The organism is Pseudomonas sp. SZ40, from assembly GCF_052958135.1.
The window spans coordinates 61981-76906 of record NZ_JBQWIF010000012.1 but is presented as its reverse complement, the minus strand read 5'-3'; the positions used below and the strand labels follow the sequence as shown (position 1 = coordinate 76906).

The 14926-nt window shown below is 64.0% G+C and carries 12 protein-coding genes; 7 read left to right on the top strand and 5 right to left on the bottom strand.

Annotated features, from left to right (window positions below):
- Nucleotides 1-18: 18 nt before the first annotated feature.
- The 3 genes from ACT9T4_RS12060 to ACT9T4_RS12050 form a co-directional block, all read right to left on the bottom strand.
- Complete coding sequence (locus ACT9T4_RS12060) at nucleotides 19-1467, bottom strand: aldehyde dehydrogenase (RefSeq protein WP_499117132.1); 1449 nt, start codon at nucleotides 1465-1467, stop codon at nucleotides 19-21.
- A gap of 91 nt (nucleotides 1468-1558) precedes the next feature.
- Entirely contained in the window at nucleotides 1559-2389 is an 831-nt protein-coding gene (locus ACT9T4_RS12055; RefSeq protein ID WP_042556760.1) for a p-hydroxycinnamoyl CoA hydratase/lyase, read from the bottom strand.
- A 72-nt stretch (nucleotides 2390-2461) separates the two neighbouring features.
- Nucleotides 2462-3409: a LysR family transcriptional regulator gene (locus tag ACT9T4_RS12050; RefSeq protein ID WP_499117130.1), complete on the bottom strand. Its 948-nt coding sequence runs from the start codon at nucleotides 3407-3409 to the stop codon at nucleotides 2462-2464.
- A gap of 122 nt (nucleotides 3410-3531) precedes the next feature.
- Here ACT9T4_RS12050 and ilvD point away from each other — a divergent pair, with 122 nt between their 5' ends.
- The 7 genes from ilvD (at nucleotide 3532) to ACT9T4_RS12015 (ending at nucleotide 12612) form a co-directional block, all read left to right on the top strand.
- A complete protein-coding gene (gene ilvD, locus ACT9T4_RS12045) occupies nucleotides 3532-5244 on the top strand; it encodes a dihydroxy-acid dehydratase (RefSeq protein ID WP_499117128.1) in 1713 nt (570 codons plus the stop codon).
- The gene (locus tag ACT9T4_RS12040) at nucleotides 5241-6524 is read left to right on the top strand and encodes an aconitase X (RefSeq protein WP_499117126.1); all 1284 of its coding nucleotides are present in this window, start codon (nucleotides 5241-5243) and stop codon (nucleotides 6522-6524) included. Before ilvD ends, ACT9T4_RS12040 begins: the two co-directional genes overlap by 4 nt.
- Nucleotides 6521-6991: an aconitase X swivel domain-containing protein gene (locus ACT9T4_RS12035; RefSeq protein WP_499117124.1), complete on the top strand. Its 471-nt coding sequence runs from the start codon at nucleotides 6521-6523 to the stop codon at nucleotides 6989-6991. Before ACT9T4_RS12040 ends, ACT9T4_RS12035 begins: the two co-directional genes overlap by 4 nt.
- A 97-nt stretch (nucleotides 6992-7088) precedes the next feature.
- Nucleotides 7089-8366, top strand: a complete 1278-nt coding sequence (locus tag ACT9T4_RS12030; RefSeq protein ID WP_499117122.1) for an FAD-dependent oxidoreductase — start codon at nucleotides 7089-7091, stop codon at nucleotides 8364-8366.
- 69 nt (nucleotides 8367-8435) lie between these two features.
- Complete coding sequence (locus ACT9T4_RS12025; RefSeq protein WP_499117120.1) at nucleotides 8436-9800, top strand: MFS transporter; 1365 nt, start codon at nucleotides 8436-8438, stop codon at nucleotides 9798-9800.
- A 133-nt stretch (nucleotides 9801-9933) separates the two neighbouring features.
- On the top strand, nucleotides 9934-11169 hold the full coding sequence (locus ACT9T4_RS12020; protein WP_499117118.1) for an OprD family porin: 1236 nt from the start codon (nucleotides 9934-9936) through the stop codon (nucleotides 11167-11169).
- A 51-nt stretch (nucleotides 11170-11220) separates the two neighbouring features.
- Nucleotides 11221-12612 (top strand): MFS transporter, encoded by a 1392-nt coding sequence (locus ACT9T4_RS12015; RefSeq protein ID WP_499117116.1) that lies wholly within the window; start codon nucleotides 11221-11223, stop codon nucleotides 12610-12612.
- A 269-nt stretch (nucleotides 12613-12881) separates the two neighbouring features.
- Here ACT9T4_RS12015 and ACT9T4_RS12010 read toward each other — a convergent pair whose 3' ends face one another.
- Nucleotides 12882-13421: a DUF3237 domain-containing protein gene (locus ACT9T4_RS12010; RefSeq protein ID WP_042556759.1), complete on the bottom strand. Its 540-nt coding sequence runs from the start codon at nucleotides 13419-13421 to the stop codon at nucleotides 12882-12884.
- A gap of 13 nt (nucleotides 13422-13434) precedes the next feature.
- Nucleotides 13435-14652 (bottom strand): 3-(3-hydroxy-phenyl)propionate transporter MhpT, encoded by a 1218-nt coding sequence (mhpT, locus tag ACT9T4_RS12005; protein ID WP_499117114.1) that lies wholly within the window; start codon nucleotides 14650-14652, stop codon nucleotides 13435-13437.
- Nucleotides 14653-14926: the final 274 nt, after the last annotated feature.

Genomic DNA, 14926 nt, shown 5'->3' with positions numbered 1-14926 from the left:
GTATTGGACCGGCCGCGGCTAAATGGGATAGTGCCGCGGGCCGTTCTGCAGGGTGACCCAGCGCAGTTGGGTGAACTGCTCGATCGCCGATCTGCCGCCGAAGCTGCCGTAGCCGCTGGACTTGACGCCACCGAAGGGCATTTGCGCCTCGTCGTGCACGGTCGGCCCATTGATATGGCAGATGCCCGACTCGACGCGCTGCGCCAGCGCCAGCGCTCGGCTGGTGTCACGGCTGAAGATCGCCGCCGACAGCCCGAACTCGGAGTCGTTGGCCAGGCGCAGCAGATCCTCGTCGCCGTCACCGCGTAGCACCACGGCAACCGGGCCAAAGGACTCTTCGGCATACAGACGCATCGCCGGGGTCACCCCGTCGAGCAGCGTGGCCTGCATGATGCTGCCTTCGACCTGACCGCCCGCGACCAGGCGCGCGCCCTTGCTGACGGCATCGTCGACCAATGCCTTGATACGCTCGCCTGCCGACACGTCGACCAGCGAACCCAGCACCGAAGCGCTGTCGGCCGGGTCACCGGCCCGCAAGGTGGCGATCTTCTCGGCCAGCTTGGCCACGAAGGCATCGGCAACCCGGGCATCCACCAGCAGCCGTTCGGTGGACATGCAGATCTGCCCCTGGTTGAAGTAGGCACCGAACGCCGCGGCGTCGACGGCGGCATCCAGATCGGCGTCATCGAGCACCAGCAAGGGAGCCTTGCCACCGAGCTCCAGCAGTGCCGGCTTGAGGTGACGTGCCGAGAGCTCACCGACGATGCGCCCGACCTTGGTCGAGCCGGTGAAGTTGACCCGTCGCACCGCCGGGTTGGCGATCAGCCGCTCGACGATCGCCGCGGCATCGGCCGGCGCGTTGCTGATCACGTTGACCACGCCATCACCCAGGCCGGCATCCTGCAGCACCTGGCCGATCAGCCGATGCACCGCCGGGCTCAGCTCGGATGCCTTGAGCACCACGGTATTGCCGCAAGCCAGCGGCATGGCGATGGCGCGGGTGGCGAGAATCACCGGCGCGTTCCAGGGCGCGATGCCAAGCACCACGCCACAGGGTTGCCGCAAGGCCATGGCGAAACTGCCGGGGACGTCGGAGGGAATCACCTCGCCGTTGATCTGCGTGGTCAGCGACGCCGCCTCGCGCAGCATGTTGGACGCCAGGTGCACGTTGAAACCGTACCAGTTGGCCATCGCCCCGGTTTCCCCGGCGGCGGCGATGAACTCGCCGGCCCGTGCCTGCATCTGCTCGGCCGCCTTGAGCAGGCGTGTACGCCGCTCGTTGGGGGCCAGCGCAGCCCAGGCGGGAAAGGCAGCCTGGGCCGCGGCAACCGCCGCGTCGGCATCCTCCAGCGTGGCGGCAGCGACACGCGAAACCACGCCACCGGTCACCGGGTTGCGGCGCTCGAAGGTTCGTCCATCACCGGCGGGGCACGATTGGCCGCCGATCAGCAGGGGCACGTCCAGCATGATGATTCCTCTTATTGTCTTTATCGGGAGCTGCCTGTGTCGGCAACACTGCGGCGCTGTCGCCAGCGCCACCTGAAGCAAGGCACAGCGATCAGCGCTTGTAGGCCTGCAGGCCGGGCTTGATGCTCTTGTCGTCGAGGAACTGCTTCATGCCCTGCTCGCGGCCACCCTCCTCGTCGAGCAGACGCGACTGATCGAGCTTGGCGTACAGGTAATCTTCGTTCTGCTCCCAGGTCAGCTCGCGGCAGCGCTTGAAGCCATGCTTGGCCGCGCGCAGCACCACCGGGTTCTTCTCCAGCAGGTTGCGCGCCAGCTCCAGGGTGGTTTCACGCAGTTGCGCCAGAGGCACGCTCTCGTTGACCAGCCCCATCTCGGCGGCTTTCTGACCACCGAAGGTCTTGCCGGTCATGATGTAGTACAGCGACTGACGATGGCCCACGGTGTCGGCCATCGCCTTGCTCACCAGATTGCCCGGCGGGATGCCCCAGTTGATCTCCGACAGACCGAAGGTGGCTTCGTCGGCGCAGATCGCCAGGTCACAGGCCACCAGCGGGCTGAAACCGCCTCCGAAGCACCAGCCATTGACCATGGCGATGGTCGGCTTGGCGTAAAAGCGCAGCAGGCGCCATTGCCATTGCGAGGCTTCGCGACGGATCTTCTCCTGAAGGATTTCCGGGCCAGCGTCCACTTCGCGGAAGTATTCCTTGAGGTCCATGCCCGCGGTCCAGGACTCGCCGGCACCGGTAAGCACCAGCACGCGAGCCTCGGCATCCTGTTCCAGCACCTCGAGAATCTCGACCATCTCGCGATTGAGGGTCGGGCTCATGGCGTTGCGTTTTTCAGGACGATTGAGGGTGACCCAGGCGATGCCTTCTTCGACATCGACCTTGACGGTTTGCCAGCGGCCTTCGTACTTGCTCATCGAATTGCTCTCTTGTTGTCTGTTGTCGATGAGCAGAAGCTAGCCCTGAAAAATAGTTATGTCAATTAACTATTAATCAAGATCATCAAATCGCTGCAGCGGACTCCGTGCCGGGAAGTCAGCCAGCAGGTCGGCCAGGGTTTCGCGTAACCAGCGGTTGGCCGGATCGTGATGAAAGCGGGTGTGCCAGTGCAGGTGGATGTCGTAGCCGGTGATGTCCCAGGGCAGCGCCACCAGGCGTACTCGGGCGATCTCGGCGAACCGTCGACCCACGGCCAGGGGCACCGTGGCGATCATGTCGGACTCGGCCACCAGAAACGGCACGCCCATGAAACGCGGCAGGCTGAAGCGCACTCGCCGGGTCACCCCACGCATGGCCAGCTCGCGATCCAGCACGCCCATGCCACGGCCGTCGGCCTGCACCGCAACGTGATCGGCAGCCTGATACTGCTCGGCACTCAAACGCTCGCCGATCTGCGGATGATCCTCACGAACGATGCACACGAAGCTGTGGCTGTACAACGCGCGGTTGCGAATCGATGAGTTGAGCAGACGCGGGAAGTAGCCGATGGCCGCGTCCACGTCGCCAGCGTCCAGCCCCTCCTCCAGTTGCTCGGAGGACAGCGCCAGGGTCCGGATGCGCAGCCCCGGCGCACGTTCGTCGAGCACCCGCATCAGGCGTGGCAGGAACACCATTTCGCCGATGTCGGACATGCACAGCACCAGCTTGCGCTCGGAATGCTCGGCAACGAAGCCCGAAGAAGGCAGCACCTCGCTGCTCACCAGTTCGAGGATGCGCTGCACCGGCTCGGCGATCTGCAGAGCCCTTGCCGTGGGCTGCATGCCCCGTGACGTGCGCACGAACAGGGGGTCGTCGAACAGGATACGCAGCTTGGACAGAGCGAAGCTCATGGCCGGCTGGCTGAGCCCCATGAGATCTCCGGCCTGGGTCACGCTCTGCTTGCGGCGCAGGGCATCGAAGATCTTCAGCAGGTTGAGGTCGACGTCTTTGATATCCATATTTTGGATTTCACATATAAGCGAAATTAGGTTTGCGGATTCTAGGCCCGCCCCTAGACTCGCCACAAGACACCCGTGAACCACGGCCTGGCGGTCAACAATAAGAAAAAATGGAGCACACAATGCCCAGAAAGCTACGCAGCAACTTTCCCTATGGCTCCTATCTGTGGGCAGTACGCGCCGCCCAGTGGCGGGCCCTGGGGATCGACGAGAGCGAACTGGAGAAGCCGAAGATCGCCATCGTCAACTCCTCGTCCAACCTGGCCATCTGCTTCAGCCATCTGGATGGCATCGCCGCCGAGATCAAGCGATCGATCCGCGACGCGGGCGCCCTGCCCTTCGAGATTCGTACCGCTGCACCGAGCGACTTCATCACCGGTGCCGGCGCTGGCGGCGCCTACATGCTGGCCGCCCGCGATCTGATCACCAATGACATCGAGGTGGCGGTCGAAGGTGCCCAGCTCGACGGCATGATCTGCCTGGCCTCTTGCGACAAGACGGTGCCCGGTCAGTTGATGGCCGCCGCTCGCCTGAACATCCCGACACTGGTGGTGGTTTGCGGCTACCAGCCCAGCGGTGAATACAACGGCCGCCACGTCGATATCGAAGACGTCTTCATCGGTTCCATGCACGCGGTCACCGGCAAACTGCCGGTGGAGGAACTGGTGGGCATGGCGCGCAATGCCATCAAGGGCCCGGGCGTGTGTTCGGGCATGGGCACCGCCAACTCCATGCATCTGGTCTGCGAAGCACTGGGCATGGCTCTGCCGGGCAGTTCGCCGATCGCCGCCAACAGCCCGCAGATGTTCGACTTCGTGCGCCAGGCCGGGCAGCGCATCGTGGCCATGGTCGAAGAGGACCTCAAGCCGCGCGACATTCTCAGCCCAGGCGCCTTCGCCAATGCGGTCAGCGTGGTGCTGGCCGCCGGCGGCTCGGTGAATTGCATCAAGCACCTGCAGGCAGTGGCCGCGGAGGGAGGCATCGATGTCGACATCTACGGCCTGTTCCGCGAACTGGGCAACCGGGTACCGGTGCTGGTCGGCGTGAGGCCCATGGGCGAGCACAGTATCGAACAGATGGAGGCGGCTGGTGGTGGCCGCGCCTTGCTCAAGCGCCTCGAGCCGCTGCTGCATGGCAACGCCTTGACCGTCACCGGAAAGACCCTGAGCGACAACCTGAGAGAGGTGACCGTCGCCGACGATCAGGTTATCCGGCCACTGCAGCGACCGTTCGCCACCCAGCCGGCGATCGTCATGCTGCGCGGCAACATCGCGCCCCAGGCCGGTATCGTCAAATACGGCATCGACCCGAGCAAGATGCGGCGTTTCAGTGGTCCGGCCATCTGTTTCGAACGCGCTGCCGATGCCATCGCGGCATTGCAGGACGGGCGCATCCAGCCCGGCCATGTGGTGGTGATGCGCGGTGCCGGAGTACGCGGCGGCCCGGCCATGGGGGGCGGCGCATCACGGGTGGTGTTCGCCATCGATGGCGCTGGTCTCGGTGACAAGGTGGCGATGCTTACCGACGGGCACCTCTCCGGCCTGGTCTGCAAGGGCCTGGTAGTGGCCGAAGTGGCTCCGGAATCGGCCGTCGGCGGCCCCCTGGCACTGGTGATCGATGGCGACATCATCGACATCGATCTGGATGACAACCGCCTCGACGCACGGATCGAACCCGCCGAGCTGCAGGCCCGCGGCGAACGCTGGCAGGCCCAGCCGGCGCAGTTCGGCGGCGGCTGGCTGGATATCTATCGGGGCGCGGTCAAGGGCATGGAACATGGCGCCGTGCTGATCAAGCCTGTGGATATCAGCGATCGCCGGGAGGGCGGACAATGAGACTGCGCGACGATGAAAAAGCCATGCTCGACGGCGCCGAAGGTCCGGCGGTGAGCAAGGCCATGGACCTGCTGGTGCGCTACGGCGAAGCCCTGGGTGCCGAGTGCCTGGTGGATACCCACAACGTCGCCGGCACCATCGGCGCCACGACGCCCTTCCTGCGTCAGTACGGCGACCGTCACGGCGGCATGGATGCGGTGTTCAGCGAGTTCAATCTGGATAGTGTGCAGGTCGTGCAGATACCCAGGGTCAAGGTATTCAGCAGCCACCTGCAGCAGGGCATCGACCCCAGACAGGCGGCCCGGCAAGGCGTCGGCGAGGATGTGGTACGCATCTACGAACGGGGCCAGGCCTATAGCAGCGGCCTGGGCGTGCAGCCACTCAACACCTGCACGCCCTATCAGGTCGGCAACGTGCCGGTGAAGGGCGAGCACTGCGCCTGGATGGAATCCTCGGCGGTGATCTACATCAACTCGGTGCTCGGCGCGCGCACCAACGCCGAGGGCCGAGAAAGCACCGGGGCGGCCATGCTCACCGGCAAGATTCCCTACTGGGGCCTGCATATCGATGACAACCGCCGTGGCAACCACCTGATCCAGCTCGACATCGACGTCAGCAGCACTGCCGACTGGGGCCTGCTCGGCTACTGGGTCGGCGAACAGGTGCAGGACCGTATCCCGGTGATCGAGGGCCTGAGCCACCAGCCCAATCTGGCACGGCTCAAGCACTTCGGCGCGGCGGCCGCTTCCAGCGGCGGAGTGGAGATGTATCACTTGGTCGGCGTCACCCCGGAAGCCCGCACCCGCGAGGAAGCCTTCGGCACCAGCCAGATCGGGTCCGTGCTGCACTTCGGCGAGGCGGAGCGGCGCTGGGCCTACGAGCAGGTCAACATCACCGCGCGCAACGCCGAGGTGGATTTCGTCATGCTCGGCTGCCCGCACTACAGCCTGGAACAGATCTGGGAGGTCTGCCAGTTGCTCGAAGGCCAGCGTCTGAGCGCCAACACCGAGCTGTGGATATTCACGGCGGCGTCGATCAAGCACCTCGCCGATCAGGCCGGCTACACGCGCATCATCGAAGCGGCTGGCGGCCACCTGATGACCGACACCTGCTCGGCCATCGGCAAGGTGATCCCCAAAGGTACCCGAGTGGCGGCAGTGGACTCGGCCAAACAGGCCCACTACCTGCCGGCGATCATGGGCATCGAAGCCTGGTTCGGCAGCACGGCCGACTGTGTACAGGCAGCCATCGAAGGCCGCTGGAGAGGAGTGCTGCAATGACCGATTCCTTCACGCTCAAGGGCCGCAGGGTGGTCGGCGGGGTCTTCGAGGGCGAGGCCCTGGTAACCCGTGATCGCATATCCGGCTGGGGTGGCATCGACCCGCGCAGCGGCACCGTGATCGAGACCCGCCATGAACTCAGGGGTATCAGCTTCGCCGGCAAGGTACTGGTGTTCCCCGGCGCCAAAGGCTCCTCGGGGTGGTCGTCGCAGTTCCATATCGCACGCCTCGCCGGGGTGGCCCCAGGCGCCATGCTGTTCAACGAGATGACCGCGAAGATGGCCCTCGGCGCCGTGGTGGTACACGCACCGGCACTGACCGAATTCGACGACGACCCCCTGTGGCGCATCCGCACCGGCGACTGGGTACGGGTAGATGCCGACGCCGGTACCGTGCAGGTCACCCCGCGCCAGCGCAGTCCCCAGCGAACACCCCAGGCACCACAAGGTGCCAGCCCGGAGCCCTGAAGCTCCGCCGCCACCCCACCCGTCAGCCCTTGTCACCACCTGCACTGGCCAGGTGACGGGCTCGGCCGCACTTCTTTCAGCGCAAGAGTAGATATCCATGGCTCATATCATTCGCACGGTTCGCCGTGACAACGCCCCTCAGGCCCAGCGCCTGAAGGCCGACATCTGCATCGCCGGTGCCGGTATTTCCGGTGTATCGGCCGCCCTCGAAGCGGCCCGCCTGGGCAAGCGTGTGGTGCTGTTCGACGCCCTGCCGATGCTTGGCGGCCAGGCTGTCGGCTCGATCATCGGCACCTTCTGCGGGCTGTTCTCGAACGGCCCGAACCGCCGACAGCTGACCCACGGCATCGCCGACGGCATCCTGCAGGACCTCGGTGCCAGCGGTGACCTGCACCACAAGGTCGGCCCGCTGACCACCGTCGTCTACTACGACGAAGTGGCCCTGGGCCGCTGGATCGGCCAGCAGATCCTCGACGCCGGCATCACCGTGGTACTCGGTGCGGTGCTGCGCGATGTGGTGCGTGAAGGCAATCGGGTCTGCCAGGTACAGCTGGCCACCCGCTATGGCGATGTGCACGTCGATGCAGACGGCTTCATCGATGCCAGTGGCGATGCCGCGCTGACCTGGAATGCCGGCTTCGCCTGCCGCGAACCCGACACGCCGATCTACGGCACGCAGATGTTCGTCATGGAGCACATCGACGAAACCCACCTGCCGAGCCGCGAAGCGTTCACCGAGCGAGTCAAGACCCGAGCCAGGGACTATGGCATCGAGCGTGACGACGGCCTGTTCTTCCAGTTCCCCGGACGCGGCACCGCAGCCTTCAACATGACCCATATCGAGACGCCCCTGGACCCCGTCGCCGCGTCCCACGTGGCCATCGAGGGACGCCAGCAGGTGGACAAGGTGATCGCCTTCCTGAAGACCGAGTACCCCGAGGTGTATGGCCAGGCACGGGTTCGTGCCTACGCCCTGCCAGGCATCCGCCAGACCCGCTGGATAGTCGGCCAGCACCATCTGACCACCGACGAGGTACGGACGGCGACGCGCTTTGCCGATGCGGTCGCACTGACCTCATGGCCGGTGGAGCTGCACGGCGATGCAAAAGGCTACCAGTGGGAGCCCTTCGCCGATGATCATGTGCACAGTGTGCCGCTGCGCAGCCTGCTGCCGGAAGGCAGCGACAACCTGGTGGTCGCCGGACGCTGCGTGGACGCCGATGCGGCTGCGTTGTCGAGCATACGGGTCATGGGGCCCTGCATCGCCATGGGCGCCGCGGCCGCGCATGCCCTTGACCTGGCGGGCTCACAGGGCAGGGTCGCTGACGTTGCGGCGGCCGCCCTTGGCGAACGCCTGAGTTTCAACCTGCAGTAACGGCTGACGCCCGGCGGCCTGGCTGCCGGGCCTTAAAACAAGAAAATCGTAGCGCTGTGGAGAACAACAATGTCACAACCACGCACAATCGATGTCGCCGCCCTGATCGAGGGCCGCAAGCTGACACGCTTCAATTACGTGGTGATCGCGGTATCGGTGCTGATCACCTTTCTCGACGGTTTCGACCTGCTGGTGCTGTCGCACACCGCCTCCTACATCGCCGACGAAGTCGGCCTGAACAAGATCCAGCTTGGCGAGATCTTCTCCGTCGGCCTGTTCGGCATGATGCTCGGCGGGTTCTTCTTCGGTTACCTGGGGGACCGTATCGGCCGCCGCCCGACCATCATCTTTTCCACCGTTTCCTTCGGCGTTCTGACCCTGCTGTTCGCCCTGGCCAACAGCTACGAGTCACTGATGGTGCTGCGCTTCTGCAACGGTTTCGCCCTGGGCGCGATGCTGCCACTGTGCTGGGCGCTGAACATCGAGTTCGTGCCCAAGCGCTACCGCTCGACGGTAGTGACCATCATCATGGTCGGCTTCAGCCTCGGCAGCGCCATGGCAGGCCCGCTGACCGTGTGGCTGGCACCGCACATTGGCTGGCAGGGCGTGTTCATCTTCGGCGGCCTGCTGACGCTGCTGGCCAGCGCGTTGCTACTGTTCACCCTGCCCGAGTCGGTACGTTTCCTGACCACCAAGCGTCGCGAGCCGGAAAAGATCGCGCATATTCTCAAACGCCTGGATCCCGGTTTCGACGTGCGCCCCGATGACCGCTTCGTGCTACTTGACGAGATCGACGTGGGCACCAGGAATTTTCGCGTCAGCCAGCTGTTCATCGGCAAACTGAAGTGGATCACGCCGATGATCTGGATAGGCTACTCAGCCAGTTCCATGGCCATGTACTTCCTCGCCTCGTGGAGCCCGCTGGTCTACACCTACGCCGGCTTCGACCGGGCCACCGCGTCGTGGGTCAGTTCGATCGCCTCGTTCGCCGGCGCCATGGCGGGCCTGGCGATGATGCGCTTCGTCGATACCCGCGGCCCCTACGCGGTGATGATCTATCCGTTACTGGCCCTGCCGTTCCTGCTGGTTCTCGGCATCACCGGCATGCAGGGCAGCGCCTTCCTGATTCTCAGCTTGGTCGGTGCGGTGTTCGTCAAGGGTAGCCATTACGGCATCCTCAGCATCGCCGGGATCTTCTACCCCAGCGCCATCCGCGCCAATGGTGCTGGCTGGGCCACATCGATCGCCAAGATCGGCTCGATCCTTGGCCCGCTGCTGGGTGCCTACGTCCTCAATAGTGGCCTGCCGGTGGTCAAGAGCTTCCTGATTCTGGCCATCTGCCCCGCTGTACTGGCGCTGTGCGCATTCATCGTCGGGCGCATCGTCGACAAGGAACCACCCGCTCCCCCGCTGTCGGCAGCTTCACAGACCTGAGCTGACGCCGGCCTTACCCGGCAGCAACCCGCCACCGCCCTCCCAACCGCGCCCGATTGCGCGGCCGGGGGCGCTCACGCCCGCGATTCGTCCCCTATGAATGTCCTGGAGACCAACAACAATGATCAGGAACATGACGCTTTCACGCCCAGCCTCGTGCCTTGCCACCGCCACGCTGCTAGCGACCACGCTTGCGGCCAACGCCGACTTCATCGAAGACAGCACGGCCAGCGTGACTACCCGCAACTTCTACCTGAACCGTGATTTCCGGCAAAGCGCTACCGCCCAGTCCAAGGCCGAAGAATGGACCCAGGGTTTCATCGCCGAATTCAACTCCGGTTATAGCGAGGGGCGCATCGGCTTTGGCGTCGACGCCCTCGCCGAACTGGGCATCAAGCTCGACTCCAGCCGCGAACGGCGCGGCACCGGATTGCTGCCATTCGGGCCGAGCAGCCAGGAGCCGGTCGACGATTACAGCGAGCTGGGCCTGACCGGCAAGATGCGCCTGTCGGACAGCGAACTGCGCATCGGCACCCTGATGCCGGTGCTGCCGCTGGCTTACTACAGCGACACCCGCCTGCTGCCATCGACCTTCACCGGCGCCCTGCTCACCTCTCGGGAAATCGACAAGCTGACCTTCACCGCCGGTCGCCTGACCCACGCCAATGGCCGCGACTCATCGGGAAACGATGACGTCAGCTATGCCGGGCAAAGCAGCTCGCATCTGGACATGCTCGGCGGCGACTATCAACTGAACAAGAACCTGACCCTGCGCTATCACCATGGCGAACTGGACGATATCTACCGCCAGCAGTTCGCCGGTCTGGTGCATACCTTGCCGCTGAGCGACGACGTGAGCCTGAAAACCGATCTGCGCTACTTCGACAGCCGCGACATCGGCGCCAGCAAGGCGGGCAAGATAGACAACCGCAACTTCAACGGCATGTTCACCCTGAGCGTCGGCTTCCAGCGTTTCGCAGCCGGTTTCCAGCGTCTATCGGGAGACAGCGTGTTCCCGGTGATCGACACGGGTACCCCCTACGTGGCCAATCTGGTGACCTTCAACCCCTTCACCAAGATCAACGAAAAATCCTGGCAGTTGCGCTACGAGTACGACTTCGCCGGCATGGGCATTCCCGGCCTGTCATTCATGACCCGCTATGTCGCCGGCAGCGATATCCACAGCGGCGCGGTACGCGACGGCCGTGAGTGGGAACGCGACACCGACATTGGCTACATCGTCCAGAGCGGGCCGCTCAAGGGCGTCAATGTGCGCTGGCGCAACGTCACCTTCCGCTCGGGCAACGGCCTGACCCAGGACCTGGACGAGAATCGTCTGATCGTCGGCTACACCATGAAACTCTGGTGATCATTCGGCTCGCCCTGCTCATGCAGGACGAGCCGCCTGTGGAGAACGACAATGACAATGCCACGCACCATCGACGTCGCTGCCCTGATCGAGGGCCGCAAGCTGACACGCTTCAACTACGTGGTGATCGCCGTCTCGATACTGATCACCTTTCTCGACGGCTTCGATCTGCTGATGCAGTCGCATACCGCGTCCTACATGGCCGATGACATCGGTCTGGACAAGCTGCAGTTGGGCAACGTGTTCTCCATCGGCCTGTTCGGCATGATGCTCGGCGGTTTCTTCTTCGGTTATCTCGGGGATCGCATCGGGCGCCGCCCGACCATCATCCTCTCGACGTTCTGCTTCGGCTTCCTGACCCTGCTGTTCGCTCTGGCCAGCAGCTACGAGTCGTTGCTCATCCTGCGCTTTTTCAATGGTTTCGCGCTTGGCGCCATGCTGCCCCTGTGCTGGGCACTGAACATCGAATTCATGCCCAGGCGCTACCGCTCCACGGTGGTCACCGTGATCATGGTCGGCTTCAGCCTGGGTGGCGCCATGGCCGGCCCACTGAGCGTCTGGCTGGCGCCACGGTTCGGCTGGCAGAGTGTGTTCGTGCTGGGCGGGGTCGCCACGCTGGCATCCAGCGTACTGCTGCTGTTCACCCTGCCCGAGTCGGTGCGCTTTCTGGTCAGCAAGCAGCGTCAGCCGGAGAAGGTCGCAGCCATCCTCAAGCGTCTCGATCCCAGCATCGACCTGCGCATGGACGACCGCTACGTGCTCGCCGACGAAATCGACCTGGGCCAGCGCTCGTTCCGGGTCGGCCAGTTGTTCATCGGCAAACTGAAGTGGATAACCCCGATGATCTGGCTCGGCTTCGGGGTCAGCTCCATGGCCATGTACTTTCTCGCGTCGTGGAGCCCGCTGGTCTACACCTACGCCGGCTTCGACCGGAGCACGGCGTCGTGGGTAAGCTCCTTCGCCTCGTTCAGCGGCGCCATGGCCGGCCTGGCGCTGATGCGTTTCGTCGACAGCAAGGGGCCCTACGCGGTGATGATCTATCCCTTGCTGTCACTGCCCTTCCTGCTGGTACTGGGGATAGGCGGCCTGCAGGGCGACGCCTTCATCGTGCTCAGTCTGATCGGGGCGATTTTCGTCAAGGGCAGCCATTATGGGATCACCAGCATCGCGGGGATCTTCTACCCGAGTGCCATCCGCGCCAACGGCGCAGGCTGGGCCGCCTCGGTGGGCAAGATCGGCTCGATCCTCGGCCCGTTGCTTGGCGCCTATGTCCTCAACAGCGGCCTGCCGGTGGTCAAGAGCTTCGCCGTACTCGCCTTGTGCCCGGCCGTTCTGGCGCTTTGCGCCTACGGCGTGGCGCGCATCGATGCCCGCAGCAACGACAGAGCGCAGACGCCGGAATCAGGCGAATCGACTGCGCCTCAGGACGCACGCCGTCTCTGAAGAAACCGTCGACCAGGCCTCACATGACATTCGGTATAGCGAAAGGCTTACACGACAGTGCGCCGGTTGGCTCTGGTGACAACCCAGGCGGCGCCGTAATCTATGCCCATACCTGCAGCACAGGACGTGCTCAGGGTCATGGACGACATGACCATAGCCAGGATGGCGCGCCGACAGGATGTTGGCATTGGTCAGTAAAAGCCCGCTTCGGCGGGTTTTTTATTGCCTGTGGAAAAGTGCGGCGACCATAGGGCCACCGCGCCTTTCACTCACTTCACCAGAAAGGCGTCATAGACCACGGCCTTCTGCAGGCGCATGGCACTGCCTACGCCGACCATGCCGTTGAGCCAGCTGTAATTAGGATCACTGGTTTCGAACTGCAGGGTCACCCGGAAGTAGTACTGCGACGGATCCACCGGCTCGCCCCTGGCGACCTTGCGCAATACCTCGGCTGGCCCATGGCGATAGCCTTTGGTCTGCAGATAGAGCAGCGCGCCATCATCGGTCTGCAGGAGGTAACGGGTATCGATGATGGCCAGGCCATTGCTGTCGACCAGTTGCCAGTCCGCGCCGTTGTCGAGGATCTTGCCCTTGAAACCGGGCCCCTCGAAATGACCACTGGTGATCGGGATGATTCGCCGCTGGCCTTGCGGGCCAACGGCGCCCAGTTCCCAGACCGGCGCCTCCAGATTCACGGTGAAACGCGCCAGGGGTTCGAGTTTTATCGGCGGCGGTGCATTCACATCGGCGCAGGCCAGGCCGCCTGCCAGGCTCAGGATGATTGCCAGTACAGCTGTCAGTCTTTTCATCGGCACGGCCCTCTCAGTGGGAAGTCGGCGAAACCACGGGCGCATCGGCAGCTCGTCGACGACTCATGCCGAGCACCACCAGCGCGGCGATCACCAGCCCGGGCGAGGCGGCCAGCAATACGCCGGCGGTACCGGCACCTGCTGCCAGGATCTGCCCGGCAGCCAACGGCCCGGATACCGAACCCAGACGACCTATGGCCACCGCAGCGCCAACACCGGTAGCGCGCACCGAGGTCGGATAGGTGGGCGGAGCCAGTGCGTAGAGCACCAGTTGTGCGGCAATGACGAACAGCCCGGCGGCGAACCCGGCGATCGCCATGGCCAGCATGCCCGAGGCCAGCCCCAGGCCGGCCAGGGATGCCAGCACGCCGCCATAGACGAACAGGACCACGCCAGTGCGACCACGACGGTCCAGCAATACCCCGCCCAGCAGCGACCCCATAGCGCCGCCGATGTTGAACAGCATCTGGATGGTGCCGGCCTGGGACTTGCTGAAACCCTGTTCGAGCAGCAGCGAAGGCAGCCAGTTGAGCAGCATGTACATCACGGTGAGGGTGAAGAAGTAGCTGACCCACAGGGCCAGCGTCGCACCCGCACGGTTCTCGCCGAACAGCGCGTGCAGGGTGGATTCGCGAACCGGCACCGCACTCTTGCGCTGCTCACGGAAATCCCGGGACTCGGGCAGCAGCACCATCAGCAGGGGCGCTACCAGCAACGGCGCCACGCCGCCGACGATGAACACCGCCTGCCAGCTTTCACCACCGAGCATGCCGACCACCGCCGCGATCGCACCCCCCAGAGGAACACCGCAGTACATGATGCTGATGGCCGTACCGCGACGCCGCTCGTCGACGGCCTCGGCACACAGCGCGATCAGGTTGGGCAATGCCGCACCAAGGCCCAGGCCGGTCATGAAGCGCGCCAGCAGCAGCGCATTGACACTGCCGACATAGGCCGTCCACAGGGAAAAGATGCCGAAGATGATCACTGCACCGATCAACACTCGCTTGCGACCGATGCGATCGGCCAGCCAGCCCCCGAAGAAGGCGCCGGGCAGCAGGCCGATGATGCTGGCACTGAACATCCAGCCCATCATTTTCTGATCGAGCTCGAAGGCCTGGCGAATTCCGGCGGCAGCGATACCTGCCGACTGCAGATCTAGCCCTTCGATGAGCGCGACGATGAAACACAGCGTGACGGTCAGCGTCGAGCGACGCGATGGCGTGTCCATGGATAAACCTCGATTTTATTGTTGTTGTATCCGCCCCCGAAAACGGCCGATTACCGCCCGTGACGGGTAGTCGTTTGAAGACCCATGAAAAGATTAACAAAGATAATGAATAACGAAAGTAATCTTCATTGAATGCTGCTTCGAGCGATTACCGGATAGGAATCAGCCACTTACCCAAGGGAAACGATTAAAACTAAAAATAATTAACAATTTTAACGTTCGATTATCGATCACCGCACATTGACCGCCCGTCATTGCCTTTCCATTCTCGCCA

Excerpts from the sequence above, each read along its gene's own strand:
- ACT9T4_RS12015 (WP_499117116.1), top strand. The coding sequence starts at position 11,221 with ATGACAATGCCACGCACCATCGACGTCGCTGCCCTGATCGAGGGCCGC.
- ACT9T4_RS12040 (WP_499117126.1), top strand. The coding sequence starts at position 5,241 with ATGAGACTGCGCGACGATGAAAAAGCCATGCTCGACGGCGCCGAAGGT.
- ACT9T4_RS12025 (WP_499117120.1), top strand. The coding sequence starts at position 8,436 with ATGTCACAACCACGCACAATCGATGTCGCCGCCCTGATCGAGGGCCGC.
- ACT9T4_RS12030 (WP_499117122.1), top strand. The coding sequence starts at position 7,089 with ATGGCTCATATCATTCGCACGGTTCGCCGTGACAACGCCCCTCAGGCC.
- ACT9T4_RS12060 (WP_499117132.1), bottom strand. The coding sequence starts at position 1,467 with ATGCTGGACGTGCCCCTGCTGATCGGCGGCCAATCGTGCCCCGCCGGT.
- ilvD (WP_499117128.1), top strand. The coding sequence starts at position 3,532 with ATGCCCAGAAAGCTACGCAGCAACTTTCCCTATGGCTCCTATCTGTGG.
- mhpT (WP_499117114.1), bottom strand. The coding sequence starts at position 14,652 with ATGGACACGCCATCGCGTCGCTCGACGCTGACCGTCACGCTGTGTTTC.
- ACT9T4_RS12020 (WP_499117118.1), top strand. The coding sequence starts at position 9,934 with ATGACGCTTTCACGCCCAGCCTCGTGCCTTGCCACCGCCACGCTGCTA.
- ACT9T4_RS12010 (WP_042556759.1), bottom strand. The coding sequence starts at position 13,421 with ATGAAAAGACTGACAGCTGTACTGGCAATCATCCTGAGCCTGGCAGGC.
- ACT9T4_RS12050 (WP_499117130.1), bottom strand. The coding sequence starts at position 3,409 with ATGGATATCAAAGACGTCGACCTCAACCTGCTGAAGATCTTCGATGCC.
- ACT9T4_RS12055 (WP_042556760.1), bottom strand. The coding sequence starts at position 2,389 with ATGAGCAAGTACGAAGGCCGCTGGCAAACCGTCAAGGTCGATGTCGAA.
- ACT9T4_RS12035 (WP_499117124.1), top strand. The coding sequence starts at position 6,521 with ATGACCGATTCCTTCACGCTCAAGGGCCGCAGGGTGGTCGGCGGGGTC.